The sequence below is a fragment of the Serpentinimonas barnesii genome (assembly GCF_000696225.1).
GTDB classification, from domain to species: domain Bacteria; phylum Pseudomonadota; class Gammaproteobacteria; order Burkholderiales; family Burkholderiaceae_C; genus Serpentinimonas; species Serpentinimonas barnesii.
This window is the reverse complement of sequence record NZ_BAWN01000021.1, coordinates 118,296-136,095: the sequence shown is the minus strand read 5'-3', so window position 1 is coordinate 136,095 and position 17,800 is coordinate 118,296. Positions and strand designations below refer to the sequence as shown.

The window sequence follows — 17,800 nt, the reverse complement described above, 5'->3', positions numbered from 1 at the left end:
CACCCACCCCAGCCCCGGCCGCGCCAGCTTCGGCTTCTGCGTCCAGCGGCTTGCACGCCAGCCGCGCAAAAAATTCGCGCAGGGGCTGCAAGGGCAGGCGCATCAGGTCGTGCAGGCACAGCCCTGGCAGGGCTTCGAGTTGCGCCCGGCTCCAGCCTGCGCCGGGGGGCAAAAAGCGCTGCTCGGGGGGCAGCACCGCGTCGGCGTCGGCTTTGCTGCCTAGGCGCCAGAGCAGGCTGTCGGGCTGCAGGCGCGCCCCTTGGCAGGCCGGGCATTCGGTGTAGCTGCGGTATTTGGACAGCAGCACCCGGATGTGCATTTTGTAGGCCTTGCCCTCCAGGTAGTCGAAGAAGCGCCGGATGCCGTACCACTGGCGCTTCCAGTCGCCGCGCCAGCCGGGATCGCCTTCGAGCACCCAGTGGCGTTGCTCGGCGCTCAGGTGCATCCAGGGTGTGTCGCGCGGGATGCCGGCCGCCTCGGCGTGCTGCAGCAGCTCGTCTTGGCACTCTTGGTAGGCCGGGGTCTGGATGGGTTTGATGGCCCCGGCGCGCAGGGTGCGTTTGGGGTCTGGGATCACCAGCCCCCAATCGATGCCGATCACCCGGCCAAAGCCGCGGCAGGTGGGGCAGGCGCCGAGCGCCGAATTGAAGGAAAAATGCGCCGGCACCGGCTCGGGGTAGCGCAAGTCGCTCTCGGGGCAGTGCAGGCCAGTGGAAAAACGCCAGACGCTGGCCTCGGCGGGCGGCTCGGCCGCAGGGGCTGAATGGACTGCTGAAGGGGCCGAACTTGCCGCAGTGGCGGTCTCCAGATAGACGTTCAGCCGCCCGGCGCCGTGCAGCAGGCAGCGCTCGATGGCCTCCAGCACGCGGGCGCGTTCGGCGCGGCTGAGCAGCAGCCGGTCGGCCACCACGTCGAGCACCTGCACCGGTTCGCTCTGGCCCGCCACGCCGGCCTGCAGGCGCTGCCCCAGCACCCGGGTGTAGCCGCTGGCGCTGAGCCACTGCTCGATTTCGAGCGCGCTGCTGCTGGCCGGCAACTGCACCGGGAAGGTGAGCAGCAGGCGCGGCTCCTGCCCGGTGCGGGCCTGTTCCTGCTGGCTGCGGCGCAGCAGTTCGGCGCAGATCGAATCGGCGTGGTCGGCGCGCACCGGCAGCGCGGTCTGGCGGTCAAACAGTTGCGCCGCGCGCGCATACAGCAGCTTGAGGTGGTCGTTGAGCTCGCTCATCGTGCCCACGGTGGAGCGCGAGTTGCGCACCGGGTTGCTCTGGTCGATGGCGATGGCGGGCGGCACGCCCTCGACCCGGTCCACCGCCGGGCGGTCCATGCGGTCCAGAAACTGGCGCGCGTAGGCGCTGAAGGTCTCGACGTAGCGCCGCTGGCCCTCGGCATACAGGGTGTCGAACACCAGGCTGGATTTGCCCGATCCGCTCGGCCCGGTGACCACCGTCAGCTCGCCGGTGCGCAGGTCGAGGTCGAGGTTTTTTAGGTTGTGCTGGCGCGCCCCGCGGATGCGGATCAGCCCTTCGGGCTCGGGAGGCTCAGGGGCTGGCGCAGGAGGCTCAGGGCTTGCAGCGGACTCGGGCGACACAGGCAAGGCGGGTGACACGGGGCGTGGCTTGGCTGCAGGGCTAGGCTTGGGCGCAGGCCGGGGCGCGGCTCAAGGCTTGACGATCAGCACCGGCACCTTGGCGTAGGTGAGCACTTTTTGCGCCACGCTGCCCAGAATCAAGGCCTTGACGCCGGTGCGGCCGTGCGAGCCCATCACGATCAGGTCGCAGCCTTCGTCTTGCGCCGTTTCCAAAATGCCCTCGTAGGTGCTGTTGCGCTCGATGGTGTCGGCGGCAAAAGCCACGCCGCGCGCTTCGCAGCAGGCCTGGATGTCGCCCAGCGAGCGGTCGGCTGCGGCCTGCGCCTCGCCCATATAGGCCTGCAGACCGGCGGCCGAGGCGTCGCCAATGCCGATGTAGGGGAATGGGTCGATCACGTACAGGCCGACCACGCTGGCCCCATGCACCTTGGCCAGATCGGCGGCAAATTCGGCCGCACCATGCGCCAGTTTGGAGCCGTCAGAGGGCACCAGGATTTTTTTGAACATCGCGACTCCATGCGTTGAGCCGTTTGCACGGCGGGGCCATCATCTTAACCAAGCTGGGAGCGGTTTTTGGCGCGGTGCTGCGCCGGGGCGGCCTTATGGCAACGGGCACGCCTGCGCACGGCCATCCATTCGCCCTTCGATGCGCCCTTCGATGCGCCCCCAGCAAGCCCATTGCTCGTCTGCACTGGCTGCACTCCAATGCGCGATCTCGTCCAGCGTGCGCCAGCAGCCCAGGCAGTAGCCGCTGGCCGCGTCCATGCGGCAGACACCGACGCAGGGCGAAGGCACGGCGCCGCCGCTGCGGGCTTGGCGCAGCGCGGCTTTGAGATTGGGGTGGCGGGGCGCGCTGGCCTGCAAATCGTTCATGCGCCACACTGTAGGGCACCTAGGCCAACCCCGGGGTGTGTGCGCCTATTGCGGCGCAGCGAGCCTCAGTGCGCCGCTTGCGCCCTCTTGGCCAGCAGCGCCCGCGCCACCCGCGAGCCGCTGGCGCGTCCGAGTGCGGCGCTGATGTAGGCACCGGCGTCGATCAGCGCCTCCAGATCGACCCCGGTGTCTATCCCCATGCCGTGCAGCAGATAGACCAGGTCTTCGGTGGCCACGTTGCCGCGGGCTCCGCGCGCGTAGGGGCAGCCGCCGAGGCCGGCGACGGAGGCATCGAACTGCGCCACCCCCAGTTGCAGCGCCGCCAGCGTGTTGGCTAGCGCTTGGCCGTAGGTGTCGTGAAAGTGGCCGCTCACCTGGTGCAGCTCGTAATGCTGCAAGGCGGCCTCGAAGGCGCGCTGCACCTTGAGCGGCGTGCCCACGCCGAGGGTGTCGGCCACGCCCACGTGCTGCACCCCGATGCCTTTCATCAGTGCCGCCAGCCGGCCCACCTGCTGCGGCGCCACCTCGCCCTCGTAGGGGCAGCCCACTGTGCAGCTCATGGCGCCGCGCACGAAAATGCCCGCCGCACGCGCCGCCGCCACCACCGGGGCAAAGCGCTCGATGCTCTCGGCCACGCTGCAATTGATGTTCTTCTGGCTAAAGGCCTCGCTGGCCGAGCCGAACACCACGATCTCATCGGGCCGGTCCGCCAGCGCGGCCTCGAAGCCTTTCAGGTTGGGTGTCAGCACGGCGTAGCACACCCCGGGCAGGCGCTGGAGGCCGCGCATCACCTCGTGGTTATCGGCCATCTGCGGCACCCACTTGGGGCTGACGTAGCTGGTGACCTCGATGTGGCGCAAGCCGGCCGCCTGCAAGCGCTGCACCAGCTCGATCTTGATCGCAGCGGGCAGCGGCTGCGCCTCGTTTTGCAGCCCGTCGCGCGGCCCGACTTCGACCAGATGCACGTGGGATGGGAGTTTCATGCAGGGCTCCAAAACTTTATCGATCAGGGCAAGCGCTGCGCCGCTGCAGACCTATTCAAGCCGGGGTGAAACGCAGCAGCTCCGCCCCTTCGGCCACCTGGTCGCCTGGGGCGTAGAGCAGTTCGACCACGGTGCCGTCGCTGGGGGCGGCGATGGTGTGCTCCATTTTCATGGCTTCCATGAGCGCCAGCGGCTGGCCTTTTTTCACCGCCTCACCGGCGCTGACGCAAAACGACAACACCTTGCCGGGCATGGGGGCGCTCAGGCGGCCGCCTTCGGGGGCGGTGTCGCCGGCGTGGGCCAGGCGGTCGATTTCGACGATCTGCGCCGCGCCGCGCGGGCTAAATATGTGCATCTGCTCACCCTGCACATAGACGCTGGCGCGGCTGCTCAGGCCGGCAAAGCTCAGCTCCAGCGCCCAGGCGCTGCCAGCGGGTAGGGCATGAAAACGCAAGGGGCCCGAATATGCGCCCGGCTCCACGCTCAGGTGCAAGCCGCCGTCGCGCTGGTAGGTGAGGCTGGCCGTGACCGGCTGGCCTTGGTATTCGAAGGCGATGCGGCGCACCGTCTCTGAACTGGGGTGGCTGCGCCAGCCGTCGCGGCGGCTGAAGGGGTCGGTGCCCTCTAGGGCGCGCTCGTCGAGCAGGGTTTGCGCGGTGGCCGCCGCCACGGCCAGCGGCAGGCCGAGCGGGTCTTGCCCAAACAAGTGCGCCGCCTCGCGCGCAATGAGTGCGGTGTCGAGCCTGGCCTGCTCAAAGGAGGGGCTGCGCAGCACCTGGCGCAAAAACTGCACGTTGGTGGTGAGCCCGACGATGTGGGTCTGCGCCAGCGCCGCGTCCAGCCGCGCCAGCGCCTGCTCGCGGGTGTCGGCGTGCACGATCAGCTTGGCGACCATCGAATCGTAAAAGGGGCTGATGGCGTCGCCCTCGCGCACGCCGTCGTCAAAGCGCAGCGGGCCGCGCTCGAAGGCGCAGTGGGGCGGCTTGCGGTAGCGCAGCAGCGTGCCGGTGGCGGGCAGGAACTGCTGCTCGGGGTTTTCGGCGCAGATGCGCGCTTCGATGGCGTGGCCCTGGATGCGCAGCTCGTGCTGCTGCAGCGGCAGCGCCTCGCCCGCAGCCACGCGCAACTGCCACTCCACCAAATCGACCCCGGTGATGGCCTCGGTCACCGGGTGCTCGACCTGCAGGCGGGTGTTCATCTCCATGAAAAAGTAGCTCATCGCTTCGGGCTGGTCGTAGGCGACCTGCTCCACAATGAGCTCCACCGTCCCGGCGCCCACATAGCCCACCGCCTGCGCCGCCGCCACTGCGGCCTGGCCCATTTGCTGGCGCATGGTGGGGGTGAGGCCCGGTGCCGGGGCTTCTTCGAGCACTTTTTGGTGCCGGCGCTGCACCGAGCAGTCGCGCTCGTGCAGGTAAACGCAGTGGCCGTGGCGGTCGGCAAACACCTGGATTTCGATGTGGCGCGGGCGCTGCACGTACTTTTCGATCAGCACCGCGTCGTCGCCAAAGCTGTTGCTGGCCTCGCGCTGGCAACTGGCGAGCGCGGCGGCAAAGTCGGCGCTGCGCTCGACCACGCGCATGCCCTTGCCGCCGCCGCCCGCGCTGGCCTTGATCAGCACCGGGTAGCCAATGCGGTCGGCCTCGCGCTGCAACAGCGCCGGGTCTTGGTCGGCCCCGTGGTAGCCCGGCACCAGCGGCACGCCGGCTTGCTCCATCAGGCGTTTGGACTCGGCTTTCAGCCCCATGGCCTCGATGGCGGCCGCAGGCGGCCCGATGAACACCAGCCCGGCGGCGGCGCAGGCGCGGGCGAACTCGGCGTTTTCGCTCAGGAAACCGTAGCCGGGGTGGATGGCTTGGGCGCCCGTGGCCTGCGCCGCTTCGATGATGCGCGCCCATTGCAGGTAGCTGTCTTTGGGTGCCGGGCCGCCGATGTGGATCGCCTCGTCGCAGGCGGCCACGTGTTTGGCCTGCGCGTCGGCGTCGGAATACACGGCCACGGTCTGCACCCCAAGGCGGCGCGCGGTGGCGGCCACGCGGCAGGCGATTTCTCCGCGGTTGGCAATGAGGATTTTCTTAAACATGCTGCTCTCCCGCGGAGAAACCGCCTGCGCACGCTGCGCGTGCCAAGCAATTTGGCTGCGCCGCTGCGCCGCTGCGCGGCTGGTCCCCTCGGTTGGTGATCAAAATTTTCTTGAACACGCTGCGCTCCTTCAATCCAGCCAGTTGGGTTTGCGTTTTTGCAAAAAGGACTGCACGCCTTCGCGCCCTTCGGCGCTGGCGCGGATGTCGGCGATGGCCTCGACCGTGCGCGCCACCAGCGCATCGTCGAGCGGGGCCTCGTCCATGTCGTGCAGCAACCGCTTGCAGGCGCCCACGGCGGCGGGGCCGTTGGCGCACAGGGCTTGCACGATTTCGTCGATGCGCGCATCCAGCGCCTCGGGCGGCACCACGGCGTGTACGAAGCCGATGCGCAGCGCCTCGGCGGCGTCGAAGCGCTCGGCGCTCAAAAAGTAGCGCTGCGCCGCCCGCGCCCCCATGGCGCGCAGCACGTAGGGGCCGATGGTGGCCGGAATCAGGCCCAGCTTGACTTCGCTCAGACAAAAATGGGCCCCTTCCACCGCGATAGCCATGTCGCAGGCCGCCACCAGCCCCATGCCGCCGGCCACCACATCGCCCTGCACCCGCGCCAGCGTGGGCTTGGGGCAGTCGTAAATGTGGCGCAGCATGGCCGCCAGCCGCGCGGCGTCGGCAAGGTTTTCGGCGCGCGAGTAGTCGGCCATGCGGCGCATCCAGTGCAGATCGGCCCCGGCGCAAAAGGCCGGCCCCTCGGCCGCCAGCACGATGGCGCGCACCTCGGGGCGGGCACCCAAATCGAGGAAGGCAGCGCTGAGTTCGGCGATCAGCTCCTCGTTGAAGGCGTTGCGCAGCGCGGGCCGCGCCAGCGTGACGGTGGCCCGCGCCCCGTGCAGCGCGATGTTCAGGTTGGCCATGGTGCGCGCCCCCTCACATGCGAAACACGCCAAAGCGCGTGTCTTCAATCGGCGCATTGAGCGCCGCCGACAAGCCCAGCGCCAGCACCCGGCGCGTGTCGGCCGGGTCGATCACGCCGTCGTCCCACAAGCGGGCGCTGGCGTAGTAGGGGTGGCCTTGGGTTTCGTACTGCTGGCGCAGCGGGGCTTTGAAGGCTTCTTCATCCTCGGCCGACCACTGGCCGCCCTTGGCCTCGATGGCGTCGCGCTTGAGCGTGGCCAGCACGCTGGCGGCCTGCTCGCCGCCCATGACGCTGATGCGCGCATTGGGCCACATCCACAAAAAGCGCGGGCCAAAGGCGCGCCCGCACATGCCGTAGTTGCCAGCCCCGAAGCTGCCGCCGATCACGACCGTGAACTTGGGCACCGCCGCCGTGGCCACCGCCGTCACCATCTTGGCGCCGTGGCGCGCAATGCCTTCGTTCTCGACCTTGCGCCCGACCATGAAGCCGGTGATGTTTTGCAAAAACACCAGCGGCACCTTGCGCTGGCAGCACAGCTCGATGAAGTGCGCACCCTTTTGCGCCGATTCGCTGAACAAAATGCCGTTGTTGGCCACAATCCCCACCGGCATGCCCTCGATGTGCGCAAAACCGCACACCAAGGTGCTGCCAAAGCGCGGCTTGAACTCGTGCAGCGCGCTGTCATCGACCACGCGGGCGATGATCTCGCGCACGTCAAAGGGTTTGCGGCTGTCGGCGGGGATGACGCCGTGCAGCTCCTCGGCCGGGTGGCGCGGCGGCAGCGGCGTGCGCAAGGCCATGTCGGGCTGTTTGCGCCGCCCCAGGTGCGCCACCGCCTGCCGCGCCAGCGCCAGCGCGTGCAGGTCGTTTTGCGCCAGATGGTCGGCCACGCCCGACAAGCGCGTGTGCACATCGCCCCCACCCAGGTCTTCGGCGCTCACCACCTCGCCGGTGGCGGCTTTCACCAGCGGCGGCCCGCCCAAAAAGATGGTGCCCTGGTTTTGCACGATGATGGCCTCGTCGCTCATCGCAGGCACGTAGGCCCCGCCCGCCGTACACGAGCCCATCACCACCGCGATCTGCGCGATGCCCTGCGCGCTCATCTGCGCCTGGTTGTAGAAGATGCGGCCAAAGTGGTCTCGGTCCGGGAACACCTCGTCTTGGTTGGGCAGGTTGGCCCCGCCCGAATCGACCAGGTAGATGCAGGGCAGGCGGTTTTGCTGCGCCACCTCTTGCGCGCGCAGGTGTTTTTTGACCGTCAGCGGGTAGTAGGTGCCGCCCTTGACGGTGGCGTCGTTGCACACCACCATGCACTCGATGCCCGCCACGCGGCCGATGCCGGTGATCAGGCCGGCGCAAGGGGCTTCGTTGTCATAGACATCGAGCGCTGCCAGCGGCGCCAGCTCCAGGAACGGGGTGCCGGGGTCGAGCAGGTTTTGCACGCGCTCGCGCGGCAGCAGCTTGCCGCGCGCCGTGTGCTTGGCGCGCGCTGCCGCACCGCCGCCTACTGCGATTTGCTCTAGGCGCTGGCGCAGATCGGCCACCAAGGCGCGCATGGCCTGCTGGTTGGCCAAAAATTCGGCGCTGCGCGGCTTGAGCCGGGTCTCTAGGATGGTCATGGGGGCGTCTCCTCTTTTACTCCCCCCTATTGTGCGCCAGCGCGCCGTGCCCTTCTTGGCCTCCCTGCTTGGGGCTTGCGCTTACTTGTCCAAAAAGCGCTGCGCATCCAGCGCCGCCATGCAGCCGGTGCCGGCGCTGGTGATGGCCTGGCGGTAGATGTGGTCTTGCACATCGCCAGCGGCGAACACGCCGGGCACGCTGGTCTGGGTGGCAAAGCCGTTTTGCCCGCCCTGCGTGACCAGGTAGCCATCCTTGAGTTCGAGCTGGCCTTTGAAAAGCTCGGTGTTGGGGCTGTGGCCGATGGCGATGAAGCAGCCTTGCAGGGCGATGTCTTCGGTCTGTCCGGTCTGCACCTGCTTGATGCGCACGCCGGTCACGCCGCTGTCGTCGCCCAGCACCTCGTCGAGCACATAAAAGAGCTTGAGTTCGATGCGGCCCTCGGCCACCTTGGCCATCAGCTTGTCGATCAAAATGGGCTCGGCGCGAAAGCCGTCGCGCCGGTGGATCAGCGTGACCTTGCTGGCGATGTTGGACAGGTACAGCGCCTCTTCTACCGCCGCGCTGCCGCCGCCGACCACGCACACCTCTTGGCCGCGGTAGAAAAAGCCGTCGCAGGTGGCGCAGCCGCTCACGCCACGGCCCATGAACGCTTGCTCCGAGGGCAGGCCGAGGTATTTGGCCGAGGCGCCGGTGGCGATGATCAGGCTGTCGCAACTGTACTGGCCGCTGTCGCCACTCAGGCGAAAGGGGCGCTGGCTCAGGTCCACGCTCTGGATGTGGTCGAACACGATTTCGGTCTGGAAGCGCTCGGCGTGGGCCTGAAAGCGCTGCATCAGCTCGGGGCCCTGCACGCCGTGCACGTCGGCGGGCCAGTTGTCCACGTCGGTGGTGGTCATGAGTTGGCCGCCTTGGGCCATGCCGGTGATCAGCATGGGTTTGAGGTTGGCACGCGCGGCATAGACGGCGGCGGTGTAGCCGGCCGGGCCGGAGCCGAGGATGAGGACTTGGGCGTGGCGGGTGTTCATGGTGGGTGGCTTTCCGTGCGCAAAAAATAACAAGGTGAGTGTATCGTAGCAGGATTTTAAAATGCGGGTGGGGGTATGCCATCCAAGCCGTTCGCCGCGCTCGGTTAAGCTAGAGGCTGCTTATGAGTTCTTCAGTCAACACCCTCAACAAAGACGCGGCGCGCGCGGCAGCCAACGGCATCGGGCGCTACACGCAGGAGTTTGCCTTGCTGCTGGGGGCAGCGGCGCTGTTGTTCGGCTGGATCGCGCTGCTGAGCTACAGCCCCAGCGACGCCGCTTGGTCCACCTCGGGCAGCGGGGCGGCGACGGCCAACTGGGGCGGGCGCGCCGGGGCCTGGCTGGCCGATCTGGCTTATTTTTTGCTCGGTGCCTCGGTCTGGTGGCTGTTGCTGGCGGCATCGCACACCTGGTTGGCGGGGCTGGCGCGCTGGTTGCGCGCACCGTCGGCCAGCGGCCACGCGGTCCTGCCCCCCACAACAGGGCCTGCTTGGCTTGCCCGCTGGCAGCAGCCGCCGTGGTCCAGGGTGGCGTTTGGGGTGGGGCTGGGGTTGTTGCTGGTCGCCAGCGCGGTGCTGGAGTGGAGCCGCTTGCACCGCTGGGATTCCTGGCTGCCGGGCGACTCGGGCGGCCTGTTGGGCAGTCTGCTGGGGCCTGCGGCGCAGCTTTGGCTGGGGCAAACCGGCTCGGCCCTGCTGGCCATCAGCTTGCTGGTGGTGGCCTTGGCTTGGGTGTTTCGCTTCTCTTGGGCCGCCACGGCCGAGGGCTTGGGGCGCTGGATCGACGAGGCGCTGCAACATTGGCGCCAGCGCCGCGAGGCCGACGAAGACCAACGCATCGGCCGCCAAGCCTTGCGCCAGCGCACCCTAGAAGAAACCGAATACGAGCAGGCGCACCCGGCGCACGCCTTGCACCTGCAGGGCGCTGACTGGGCCGGGTCCGATCCCGGCCCTGACCTCGAACCCAGCCTTGGCCCTGATCCTGACCCGCAAGACGATGCCCCTGCAGACGCGCCGCACGGTGTCGCACGCCACCAGCCGGCGGCCAGTGCGGGTGCCAAATCCCAGGCCAAATCCCAGGCCAAAACGCTGCAAATCGAGCCCGTGCTCACCGAAGTGCCGCCCAGCAGCCGCGTGATCAAAGAGCGCCAGCAGCCGCTGTTCCACGATTTGAGCGACACCAAGCTGCCGCAGATCGACCTGCTCGACGCCGCCACGCGCCAGTCCGCCAGCGTGGCCCCCGAAACGCTGGAGATGACCAGCCGCCTGATCGAGAAAAAACTGGGCGATTTTGGCGTGCAGGTGACGGTGGTGGCGGCGCTGCCCGGGCCGGTGATCACGCGCTACGAAATCGAGCCCGCCACCGGCGTCAAGGGGGCGCAGGTGGTGAATCTGGCGCGCGATCTGGCGCGCTCGCTCTCGCTGGTGAGCATCCGCGTGATCGAAACCATACCGGGCAAGAACCTGATGGCGCTGGAGCTGCCCAACGCCCGGCGCCAGACCATCCGCCTGAGCGAAATCCTAGGCTCGCAGGTCTATCACGATGCCAAAAGCCTGCTCACCATGGGGCTGGGCAAGGACATCGGCGGGCACCCGGTGGTGGTCGATCTGGCCAAAATGCCGCACTGCCTAGTGGCGGGCACCACCGGTTCGGGCAAGTCGGTGGGCATCAACGCCATGATTTTGTCGCTGCTCTACAAGGCCGACCCGCGCGACGTGCGGCTGCTGCTGATCGACCCCAAGATGCTGGAGCTCAGCGTCTATGAGGGCATCGCGCACCTGCTGGCCCCGGTGGTGACGGACATGAAGCAGGCCGCCAACGCGCTCAACTGGTGCGTGGCCGAAATGGACAAGCGCTACCGCCTGCTAAGCAAGCTCGGGGTGCGCAACCTGGCGGGCTACAACGCCAAGATCGCCGAGGCGGCGGCGCGTGGCGAGCCCATCGGCAACCCCTTCAGCCTCACGCCCGAGCAGCCCGAGCCCCTGCAGCGGCTGCCGCACATCGTGGTGGTGATCGACGAGCTGGCCGACCTGATGATGGTGGTGGGCAAAAAAATCGAGGAACTGATTGCCCGGCTGGCACAAAAGGCGCGCGCCGCCGGGGTGCACCTGATTTTGGCCACCCAGCGCCCGAGCGTGGACGTGATCACCGGCCTGATCAAGGCCAACATCCCGACCCGCATCAGCTTTCAGGTCAGCAGCAAGATCGACAGCCGCACCATTTTGGACCAGATGGGGGCCGAAGCGCTGCTGGGCATGGGCGACATGCTCTACATGCCCAGCGGCAGCGGCTACCCGAGCCGCATCCACGGCGCCTTTGTGAGCGACGACGAGGTGCACCGCGTGGTGGCCTGGCTCAAAGCCCAGTGCGGCGAGCCCGATTACATCGAGGGCGTGCTCGAAGGCCCGGCCGATGCCGAGGGTGCGGCCGAGGGGGACGAAGGTGGGGCGGCAGGCGGCGGCGAGAAAGACCCGCTCTACGACCAGGCGGTGGCGATCGTGCTGCAAGACCGCAAGGCCAGCATCAGCTACGTGCAGCGCAAGCTCAAGATCGGCTACAACCGCGCCGCCCGCCTGCTCGAAGACATGGAGCGCGCCGGCCTAGTGAGCGCCCTGACCAGCAGCGGCCAGCGCGACATTCTGGTGGGTGGGCGCGGCGCGGAGTAGGGGGCGAGTGGGGGAGGTGGGGTGAGGCGTGTGGGTGCGAGGCGGCGGCCACAACTCCTTACACCTGCGCCGCCAGCACCTGCAACCCGCGCACCAGCTTTGATTCACAATGCACATGATGCACCGACGAACCCTTTTGCTCCCCGCCTTGGCCAGTGCCTTGGCCGCTTTTTTGGCACTGGCCCATGCGACAGCCGCTTGGGCGACCCCGCTCGCTGTGGTGGCGGCTTTGGTTTCTGTCACCCCGGCTGTCGCCATTGCCGCCACACCCACTCCCGCCACGACTAGCCCAAGCACCGCCCCCGCCCCCGGCACCGCCTTGGCCGACCTGCAAGCCTTTTTGCAGCAAACCCAGCAGGGCCGCGCCGCCTTCACCCAGACCGTGACCGGCCCGCGCCCCAGTGCTGCCCCGCGTGCGGCCGCAGCCAACGCCGCCAACACGGCCGCCACGCCAACAGCCACCCCGGCTGCACCCCGGGTTCAAACCAGCCACGGCGTGTTCGAGTTCCAGCGCCCGAACCGCTTTCGCTTCCACTACCAGCGCCCCTTCGAGCAACTCATCGTTGCCGACGGCCAGACCCTGTGGCTCTACGACCCCGATCTGGCGCAGGTCACGGCGCGCCCGCAGCGCGAGGTGCTGGGCCAGACCCCGGCGGCGCTGCTGGCTTCCGGGGCCGATCTGCGCACCCTGCAACAGGCGTTTGCCTTGAGCAACGCCCCCGACGCCGACGGCCTGCGCTGGGTGCAGGCTGTCCCCAAGGCCGAGGACGCGCCGCTGCAAGCGGTGCGCATCGGCTTTCGCAGCGGGCAACTGGCCGTGCTCGAAATTTTGGACCGCTTCGGCCAGCGCTCGCACATTGCCTTTGAGCGGCTCGACACCCAGAGCGCCTTTCGGCCCGGCCACTTTGGCTTCAGCGTGCCGCCCGGCGCGGCCGTGATCCGGCCCGAATGAGCCCCAACACAGCCCGGAATGCCCCCCCTGATTGACCCCGCAACCGCCTTGAACCCCATGCAAGCCGCCACCCGCCCCCTGGCCGAACGGCTGCGCCCGCAAACGCTGGCCGAGGTGATCGGGCAGGCGCACCTGCTCGGGCCGGGCAAGCCGCTGCGCGTGGCCTTTGAGACCGGGCAGCCGCACAGTTGCATCCTGTGGGGGCCGCCCGGCGTGGGAAAAACCACACTGGCGCGGCTGATGGCGCACGCCTTCGAGGCCGATTTCATCGCCATCAGCGCCGTGCTCGGCGGCGTGCGCGACATCCGCGAGGCGGTCGAGCGCGCTCAGCAGGCGCGGGCCAGCCAGCCGCCACGCGCCACGCTGGTGTTCGTCGATGAGGTGCACCGCTTCAACAAAAGCCAGCAAGATGCCTTCTTGCCGCACGTGGAAAGCGGGCTTTTTACCTTCATCGGGGCCAGCACCGAAAACCCGAGTTTCGAGGTCAATTCGGCGCTGCTCTCACGCGCCACGGTGTACGTGTTGCAGCCCCTGAGCGAGGCCGATCTGGAGCAGTTGCTGCAGCGCGCGCAGGCGCAGGCGGGGCTGCCCGACATCGAGCCGGCGGCGCGCCAGCTCCTCATCGGCCACGCCGACGGCGACGCCCGGCGCCTGCTCAACAGCTTGGAGACGCTGGCCGTGGCCGCTCGGGCGCAAAACCTGGCCGCCATCGATGCCGACTGGCTGCTGCACCTGCTGGGCCAGCAACTGCGCCGCTACGACAAGGGCGGCGACGCCTTCTACGACAGCATCAGCGCCCTGCACAAGAGCGTGCGCGGCTCCGACCCCGACGCCGCCCTGTATTGGTTCGCGCGCATGCTCGACGGCGGGGCCGACCCGCGCTACCTGGCCCGGCGCATGATCCGCATGGCCAGCGAAGACATCGGCCTGGCCGACCCGCGCGCGCTGCGGCTGGCGCTGGATGCCGCCGAAGTCTATGAGCGCCTGGGCAGCCCGGAAGGCGAGCTGGCCTTGGCCGAGGCGCTGGTTTATCTGGCCGTGGCACCCAAGAGCAACGCCGTTTACAAGGCCTACAAAAGCGTGCGCGCCTTGGTGCAGCGCGACCCAAGCCGGCCGGTGCCGCTGCACCTGCGCAACGCCCCCACGGCGCTCATGCGCACGCTCGAACACGGCAAGGGCTACCGCTACGCGCACGACGAACCCGAGGCCTTCGCCGCGGGCGAGACCTACTTCCCCGACGGCCTGCGCCCACCGCCCTTTTACGAGCCGGTGCCGCGCGGGCTGGAAATCCGCATCGGCGACAAACTGCGCGAGCTGCGCCAGCGCAATGCGGCGGCTGCGCCGGCCCAATACACACCGCCCGAGCCGCCGAAGCCCTAAGCCTTGCCAGATTCTGCGTCCTACAGCAGCAGCCGCATGCTGCGCGCCGTTTCCTGCAGCACCGGCAGCACGCGCTTGACGGCGGTCTCTTGGCTTTCGTTGTTGATCGGCATGGTCACGCTCAAGGCGCCCAGCAGTTGGTCTTTGTGGTCGTACAGCGCCACCGATACGCCGCGAAAGTTTACTTCGAGCTGCTGATCCGAAATGAACCAACCCTGCAGGCGCGCCTGCTCAAAACAGGCGCGCAGCCGCTCCTTGTCGGTCAGGGTGTGTACGGTGTAGGGGCGCAGGGATTGCCGCTCCAGCCACGGATTCCAGTGCGTGGGCCCGAGCATGCCCAAGATGACGATGCCGGCCGCCGTTACGTGCGCCTGCACCCGTGAGCCCAAGGTGTAGCCCGAGTGGGTATGGCGCAGGGTGCCGCTGCGCGCCAGATAGACCACATCGTTTTCATCCAGCACCGCCACGTAGGACGACTCGCCGGTGCCCGCCGTGACGCGCTGCAAATAGGGCTGCACCGCGCGCGGCAGCCGGGCCGAATCGAGGTAGGCGTGCGACAGGCGCAGCACGCGCGGCGTGAGCCAAAACAGCTTGCCGTCGCTGGCCACATAGCCCAGGTGCGCCAGCGTGAGCAGGTGGCGGCGGGCGGCGGTGCGCGTCAGGCCGCAGCGCTGGCCCGCTTGGCTGGCCGTCAGGCGCGGGTGATCGGAGTCGAACACCTGCATGATCGACAGGCCTTTTTCCAGGCCCGCGATCCAATCCCGGCGTTCGAGCGCAGGCGCTTGGGGCGTGGTTTGCATGGCAGGCTAGGCGTGGGTATGCCTAGAATTGGTCGATGATCGCTCGATTATGCGCGATAGCCGCTAGTCGCGTGCGCCCCATTGTGTCACCATGCCCACAAAGTGGCGTACAGTGCCAAAAACACAGAGGAGCACTGCCCATGAATCCAATCAGCAGCTTGGCCTCGGCCATGCGCGAACCCTTGTTGGCCTCTTGCAGCGACGAAGCCAACCCGATCGGGCTCGATGGGGTCGAGTTCATCGAATACACCACCAGCAAACCCCAGGCCTTGGGGCAGGTGCTGGAGATGATGGGTTTCAAGCCCGTGGCACGCCACCGCTCGCGCGAGGTGCTGCTGTACCGCCAGGGCGGGCTCAATGTGGTGGTCAATGCGCACATGGCGCAGGGCCGAGACGGCCGCATGCCCGACCCCTCGGGTGCCGCCAGCCTGTCGGCCATCGCCCTGCGGGTGCGCGATGCGCGCGCCGCCTACCGCTACGTGCAAGACAAGGGGGCTTGGCCGGTGCCCACGCACGCCGAGGTGATGGAGCTCAACATCCCGGCCATCCACGGTGTGGGCGGCAGCCGCATCTACTTCGTCGATCGGTATCGGGAATTTTCTATCTACGACGTCGACTTCATCCCCGTTCCCGGGGTCGAGCAGCACCCGCCGGCGAGCGCCGGCCTGCATTTCTTTGGCATCGTCCAGTACATCGGGCCCGAGCGCAGCAACGACTGGATCGAGTTTTACTCGGTGCTGCTCGGGGCCAGCCTGATTCCCGACGAGCAGCGCTTTGGCATTTTGCCCAAAGGCAAGCTGATGCGCCTGCCCGCCATCCACGCCGGGGCCGAATTTTTGTTGCAACTGATCGAGCCCGAGCCCAATGTGATCGATTCCGACGAGCGCCTGCAACGCATCGGCTTGGGCGTTCCCGATGTGCTGCTGGCGGTGCAGCAGTTGCGCCGCAATGGGGTCGAATTCGTGGAAACCGAGGCCGCGCACAGCGAAGCGCGCGGGGCCATCAGCAAAACCTACTTGGGTGCGGTGGTGTTTGAGCTGGTCAAAAGCACGCCGGGGGCGCAGCCATGAGCGCGGCCCTTGCGGCGCGGCTGGTGCCAGCCGCCTTTGGCATGGACACCATCACCCTGCCGGGTACGCTGGAGGCCAAGCTTGAAGCCATGCAGCGCGCCGGTTTTGGCCAGGTGATGCTCAAGGCCAACGACTTGGTGGGGCATCCGGGTGGGGTCGAGGCGGCGGTGCGGGCGGTCAAGGCCAGTGGCCTGCGCGTGACCGGGTTTCAGGTGCTGCGCGACTTCGAGGGCCTGTCGGGCCATTTGCACGATTACAAGGTCGAGGTGGCCAAAAGCATGCTCGAACTGTGCGCCACGCTCGAGAGCGGCTTGCTGCTGGTGTGCTCCTCCACCTCGGTGCACGCCAGCAGCGACCTCGACCACTTGGCGGCCGATTTGCGCAAGCTCGCGATGCTGGCGCTGCCCTTGGGCATCAAGATTGCGTACGAAGCGCTGTCTTGGGGGCGGGTGGTGAACCAGTTCACCACCGCCTGGGACGTGGTGTGCCGCGCCGATGCGCCCAATTTGGGGCTGGGCATCGACTCCTTCCACATTTTCGCAGCCGGTACGCCGATCGAGGAAATCGACTACATCGACCCCGAAAAAATCCTGTTGGTGCAGTTGTCCGATTTCATGTGGCAAGAGACCAAAACCTTTGCCGAGCGCATTGCCACCGCGCGCACCTTCCGGGTCTTTCCGGGCGAGGGGGTGCACAGCCAGCAGCTGGTCGATCTGGTGCTGCGCCTGCATGCCTTGCGCTACACCGGCGACTACAGCTTCGAGGTCTTCAACGAAGACTATCTGCAAATGCCCTTGCCCAATGTGGTGCAACAGGCCAAACGCTCGGCGCTCTGGCTGGCCGACGATGTCTTGCGCAGCTCGGTGCCGTTTCCCAACAGCCTGCGCCTGCGCGCCTGATCAACCTTCAAGTTGCGCCAGTTGGCGCAGGGTTTGGGCGTCTGTCGTGGGATAGCCAAAATACGCCAGATAAACCGGAATTTGCTCAAACAGCATGTCGGTGCCGATCTGGATCGGGCAGCCGCGTTGCTGGGCGGCCGCCAGCAGCGGCGTCAGGGTTTGCGCCATCACCACGTCGCCCACCAGCGTCTGCGGCGCCAGGCGCTGCACGTCCAGCGGCAACGGGTCGTCTGGGTTCATGCCCAGCGGGCTGGCGTTGATGACGGTGTGCATGCCGCTCGGGTCCGGGTTGCTGATTTCAACCCGCGTGGCCGGGAAATAGGTTTGCAGGCGCTGCGCCAGCGCGTGCGCGCTCGCGCTCTGGCGGTCGTGCAAGTGCAGCACAGCGGGCCGGTGCGCCGCCAGCGCGGCTGCAATGGCGCTGCCGACACCGCCACAGCCCACGATCAGCACCTTGCTGCCCTCAATCGGGTGGCCTTTGCGCAGCAAGGCGCGGCTGAAGCCCTCGCCGTCGAACATATCGCCCAGCAGGCGCCCGTCGGGCCCTTTTTTGACCGCGTTGCAGGCCCCGGCCACCATGGCGGCCGGGCTGGCGACATCGACCAGATTGAGCGTGGTCATCTTGTGCGGCATGGTCACCAAGGCGCCGCGGATGTTGCGCAGCGCAAAAATGGCGCGCAGGAACTGGGGGTAGTCTTGCGCTTCGCAGGCCAAGGGCACCACCACCGAGTTCTCGCCGATCGAGCGGAAATAGGGGTTGTAGATCTGCGGCGACTTGAAGCTGTGCGTCGGGTAGCCGATGTGGGCAATGATTTCTGTGTGGCCGTTGATCATGACAGGGGTTCTCCTCGGGCATTTCATTCTATGCACGCCCACGCAGCCCCAGGGGTGTCATGGCAGGCTATCAATCGAATGCCGCTCGCGTTGGGTTGATAATCGAACAAAATCCGCGT

15 protein-coding genes are annotated in these 17,800 nt (G+C 67.6%); 5 read left to right on the top strand and 10 right to left on the bottom strand.

Annotated elements, in window-relative coordinates:
* From SRAH_RS07500 to trxB, 8 genes are all read right to left on the bottom strand, one after another.
* The coding region (locus tag SRAH_RS07500; RefSeq protein WP_045476651.1) for an excinuclease ABC subunit A at positions 1-1,519 on the bottom strand (1,519 nt) is incomplete at its 3' end.
* A 138-nt stretch (positions 1,520-1,657) separates the two neighbouring features.
* Entirely contained in the window at positions 1,658-2,095 is a 438-nt protein-coding gene (locus tag SRAH_RS07495) for a universal stress protein (protein ID WP_029462731.1), read from the bottom strand.
* A 93-nt stretch (positions 2,096-2,188) separates the two neighbouring features.
* Positions 2,189-2,461, bottom strand: a complete 273-nt coding sequence (locus SRAH_RS07490) for a DUF1289 domain-containing protein (protein WP_082210117.1) — start codon at positions 2,459-2,461, stop codon at positions 2,189-2,191.
* A gap of 65 nt (positions 2,462-2,526) precedes the next feature.
* Positions 2,527-3,444, bottom strand: a complete 918-nt coding sequence (locus SRAH_RS07485; protein WP_029462729.1) for a hydroxymethylglutaryl-CoA lyase — start codon at positions 3,442-3,444, stop codon at positions 2,527-2,529.
* 55 nt (positions 3,445-3,499) lie between these two features.
* Positions 3,500-5,527 (bottom strand): acetyl/propionyl/methylcrotonyl-CoA carboxylase subunit alpha, encoded by a 2,028-nt coding sequence (locus tag SRAH_RS07480; protein WP_029462728.1) that lies wholly within the window; start codon positions 5,525-5,527, stop codon positions 3,500-3,502.
* A gap of 129 nt (positions 5,528-5,656) precedes the next feature.
* Positions 5,657-6,436: an enoyl-CoA hydratase/isomerase family protein gene (locus SRAH_RS07475; RefSeq protein WP_029462727.1), complete on the bottom strand. Its 780-nt coding sequence runs from the start codon at positions 6,434-6,436 to the stop codon at positions 5,657-5,659.
* Positions 6,437-6,449: 13 nt separating this feature from the next.
* On the bottom strand, positions 6,450-8,057 hold the full coding sequence (locus SRAH_RS07470; protein ID WP_029462726.1) for a carboxyl transferase domain-containing protein: 1,608 nt from the start codon (positions 8,055-8,057) through the stop codon (positions 6,450-6,452).
* Between the two features lie 81 nt (positions 8,058-8,138).
* A complete protein-coding gene (gene trxB / locus SRAH_RS07465; RefSeq protein ID WP_029462725.1) occupies positions 8,139-9,083 on the bottom strand; it encodes a thioredoxin-disulfide reductase in 945 nt (314 codons plus the stop codon).
* A gap of 122 nt (positions 9,084-9,205) precedes the next feature.
* Between trxB and SRAH_RS07460 the strand changes: the two genes are divergently transcribed.
* The 3 genes from SRAH_RS07460 (at position 9,206) to SRAH_RS07445 (ending at position 14,078) form a co-directional block, all read left to right on the top strand.
* Positions 9,206-11,746, top strand: a complete 2,541-nt coding sequence (locus SRAH_RS07460; protein WP_029462724.1) for a DNA translocase FtsK — start codon at positions 9,206-9,208, stop codon at positions 11,744-11,746.
* A 148-nt stretch (positions 11,747-11,894) separates the two neighbouring features.
* Positions 11,895-12,698, top strand: coding sequence for an outer membrane lipoprotein periplasmic chaperone LolA (gene lolA, locus SRAH_RS07450; protein WP_439645543.1), 804 nt, complete (start codon positions 11,895-11,897; stop codon positions 12,696-12,698).
* Positions 12,699-12,755: 57 nt separating this feature from the next.
* Positions 12,756-14,078: a replication-associated recombination protein A gene (locus tag SRAH_RS07445; protein ID WP_029462722.1), complete on the top strand. Its 1,323-nt coding sequence runs from the start codon at positions 12,756-12,758 to the stop codon at positions 14,076-14,078.
* A 20-nt stretch (positions 14,079-14,098) separates the two neighbouring features.
* Here the strand turns inward: SRAH_RS07445 and SRAH_RS07440 are convergent, their stop codons facing one another.
* Positions 14,099-14,878: an IclR family transcriptional regulator domain-containing protein gene (locus SRAH_RS07440; RefSeq protein ID WP_029462721.1), complete on the bottom strand. Its 780-nt coding sequence runs from the start codon at positions 14,876-14,878 to the stop codon at positions 14,099-14,101.
* A gap of 140 nt (positions 14,879-15,018) precedes the next feature.
* On the opposite strand from SRAH_RS07440, the gene SRAH_RS07435 reads away from it, so the two are divergent.
* Positions 15,019-15,948 (top strand): VOC family protein, encoded by a 930-nt coding sequence (locus SRAH_RS07435; protein ID WP_439645542.1) that lies wholly within the window; start codon positions 15,019-15,021, stop codon positions 15,946-15,948.
* On the top strand, positions 15,945-16,847 hold the full coding sequence (locus SRAH_RS07430; protein ID WP_045476610.1) for a sugar phosphate isomerase/epimerase family protein: 903 nt from the start codon (positions 15,945-15,947) through the stop codon (positions 16,845-16,847). The genes SRAH_RS07435 and SRAH_RS07430 overlap by 4 nt, the downstream gene beginning before the upstream one ends.
* Here the strand turns inward: SRAH_RS07430 and SRAH_RS07425 are convergent, their stop codons facing one another.
* Complete coding sequence (locus tag SRAH_RS07425; protein WP_029462718.1) at positions 16,848-17,681, bottom strand: shikimate dehydrogenase family protein; 834 nt, start codon at positions 17,679-17,681, stop codon at positions 16,848-16,850.
* Between the last annotated feature and the right edge of the window lie 119 nt (positions 17,682-17,800).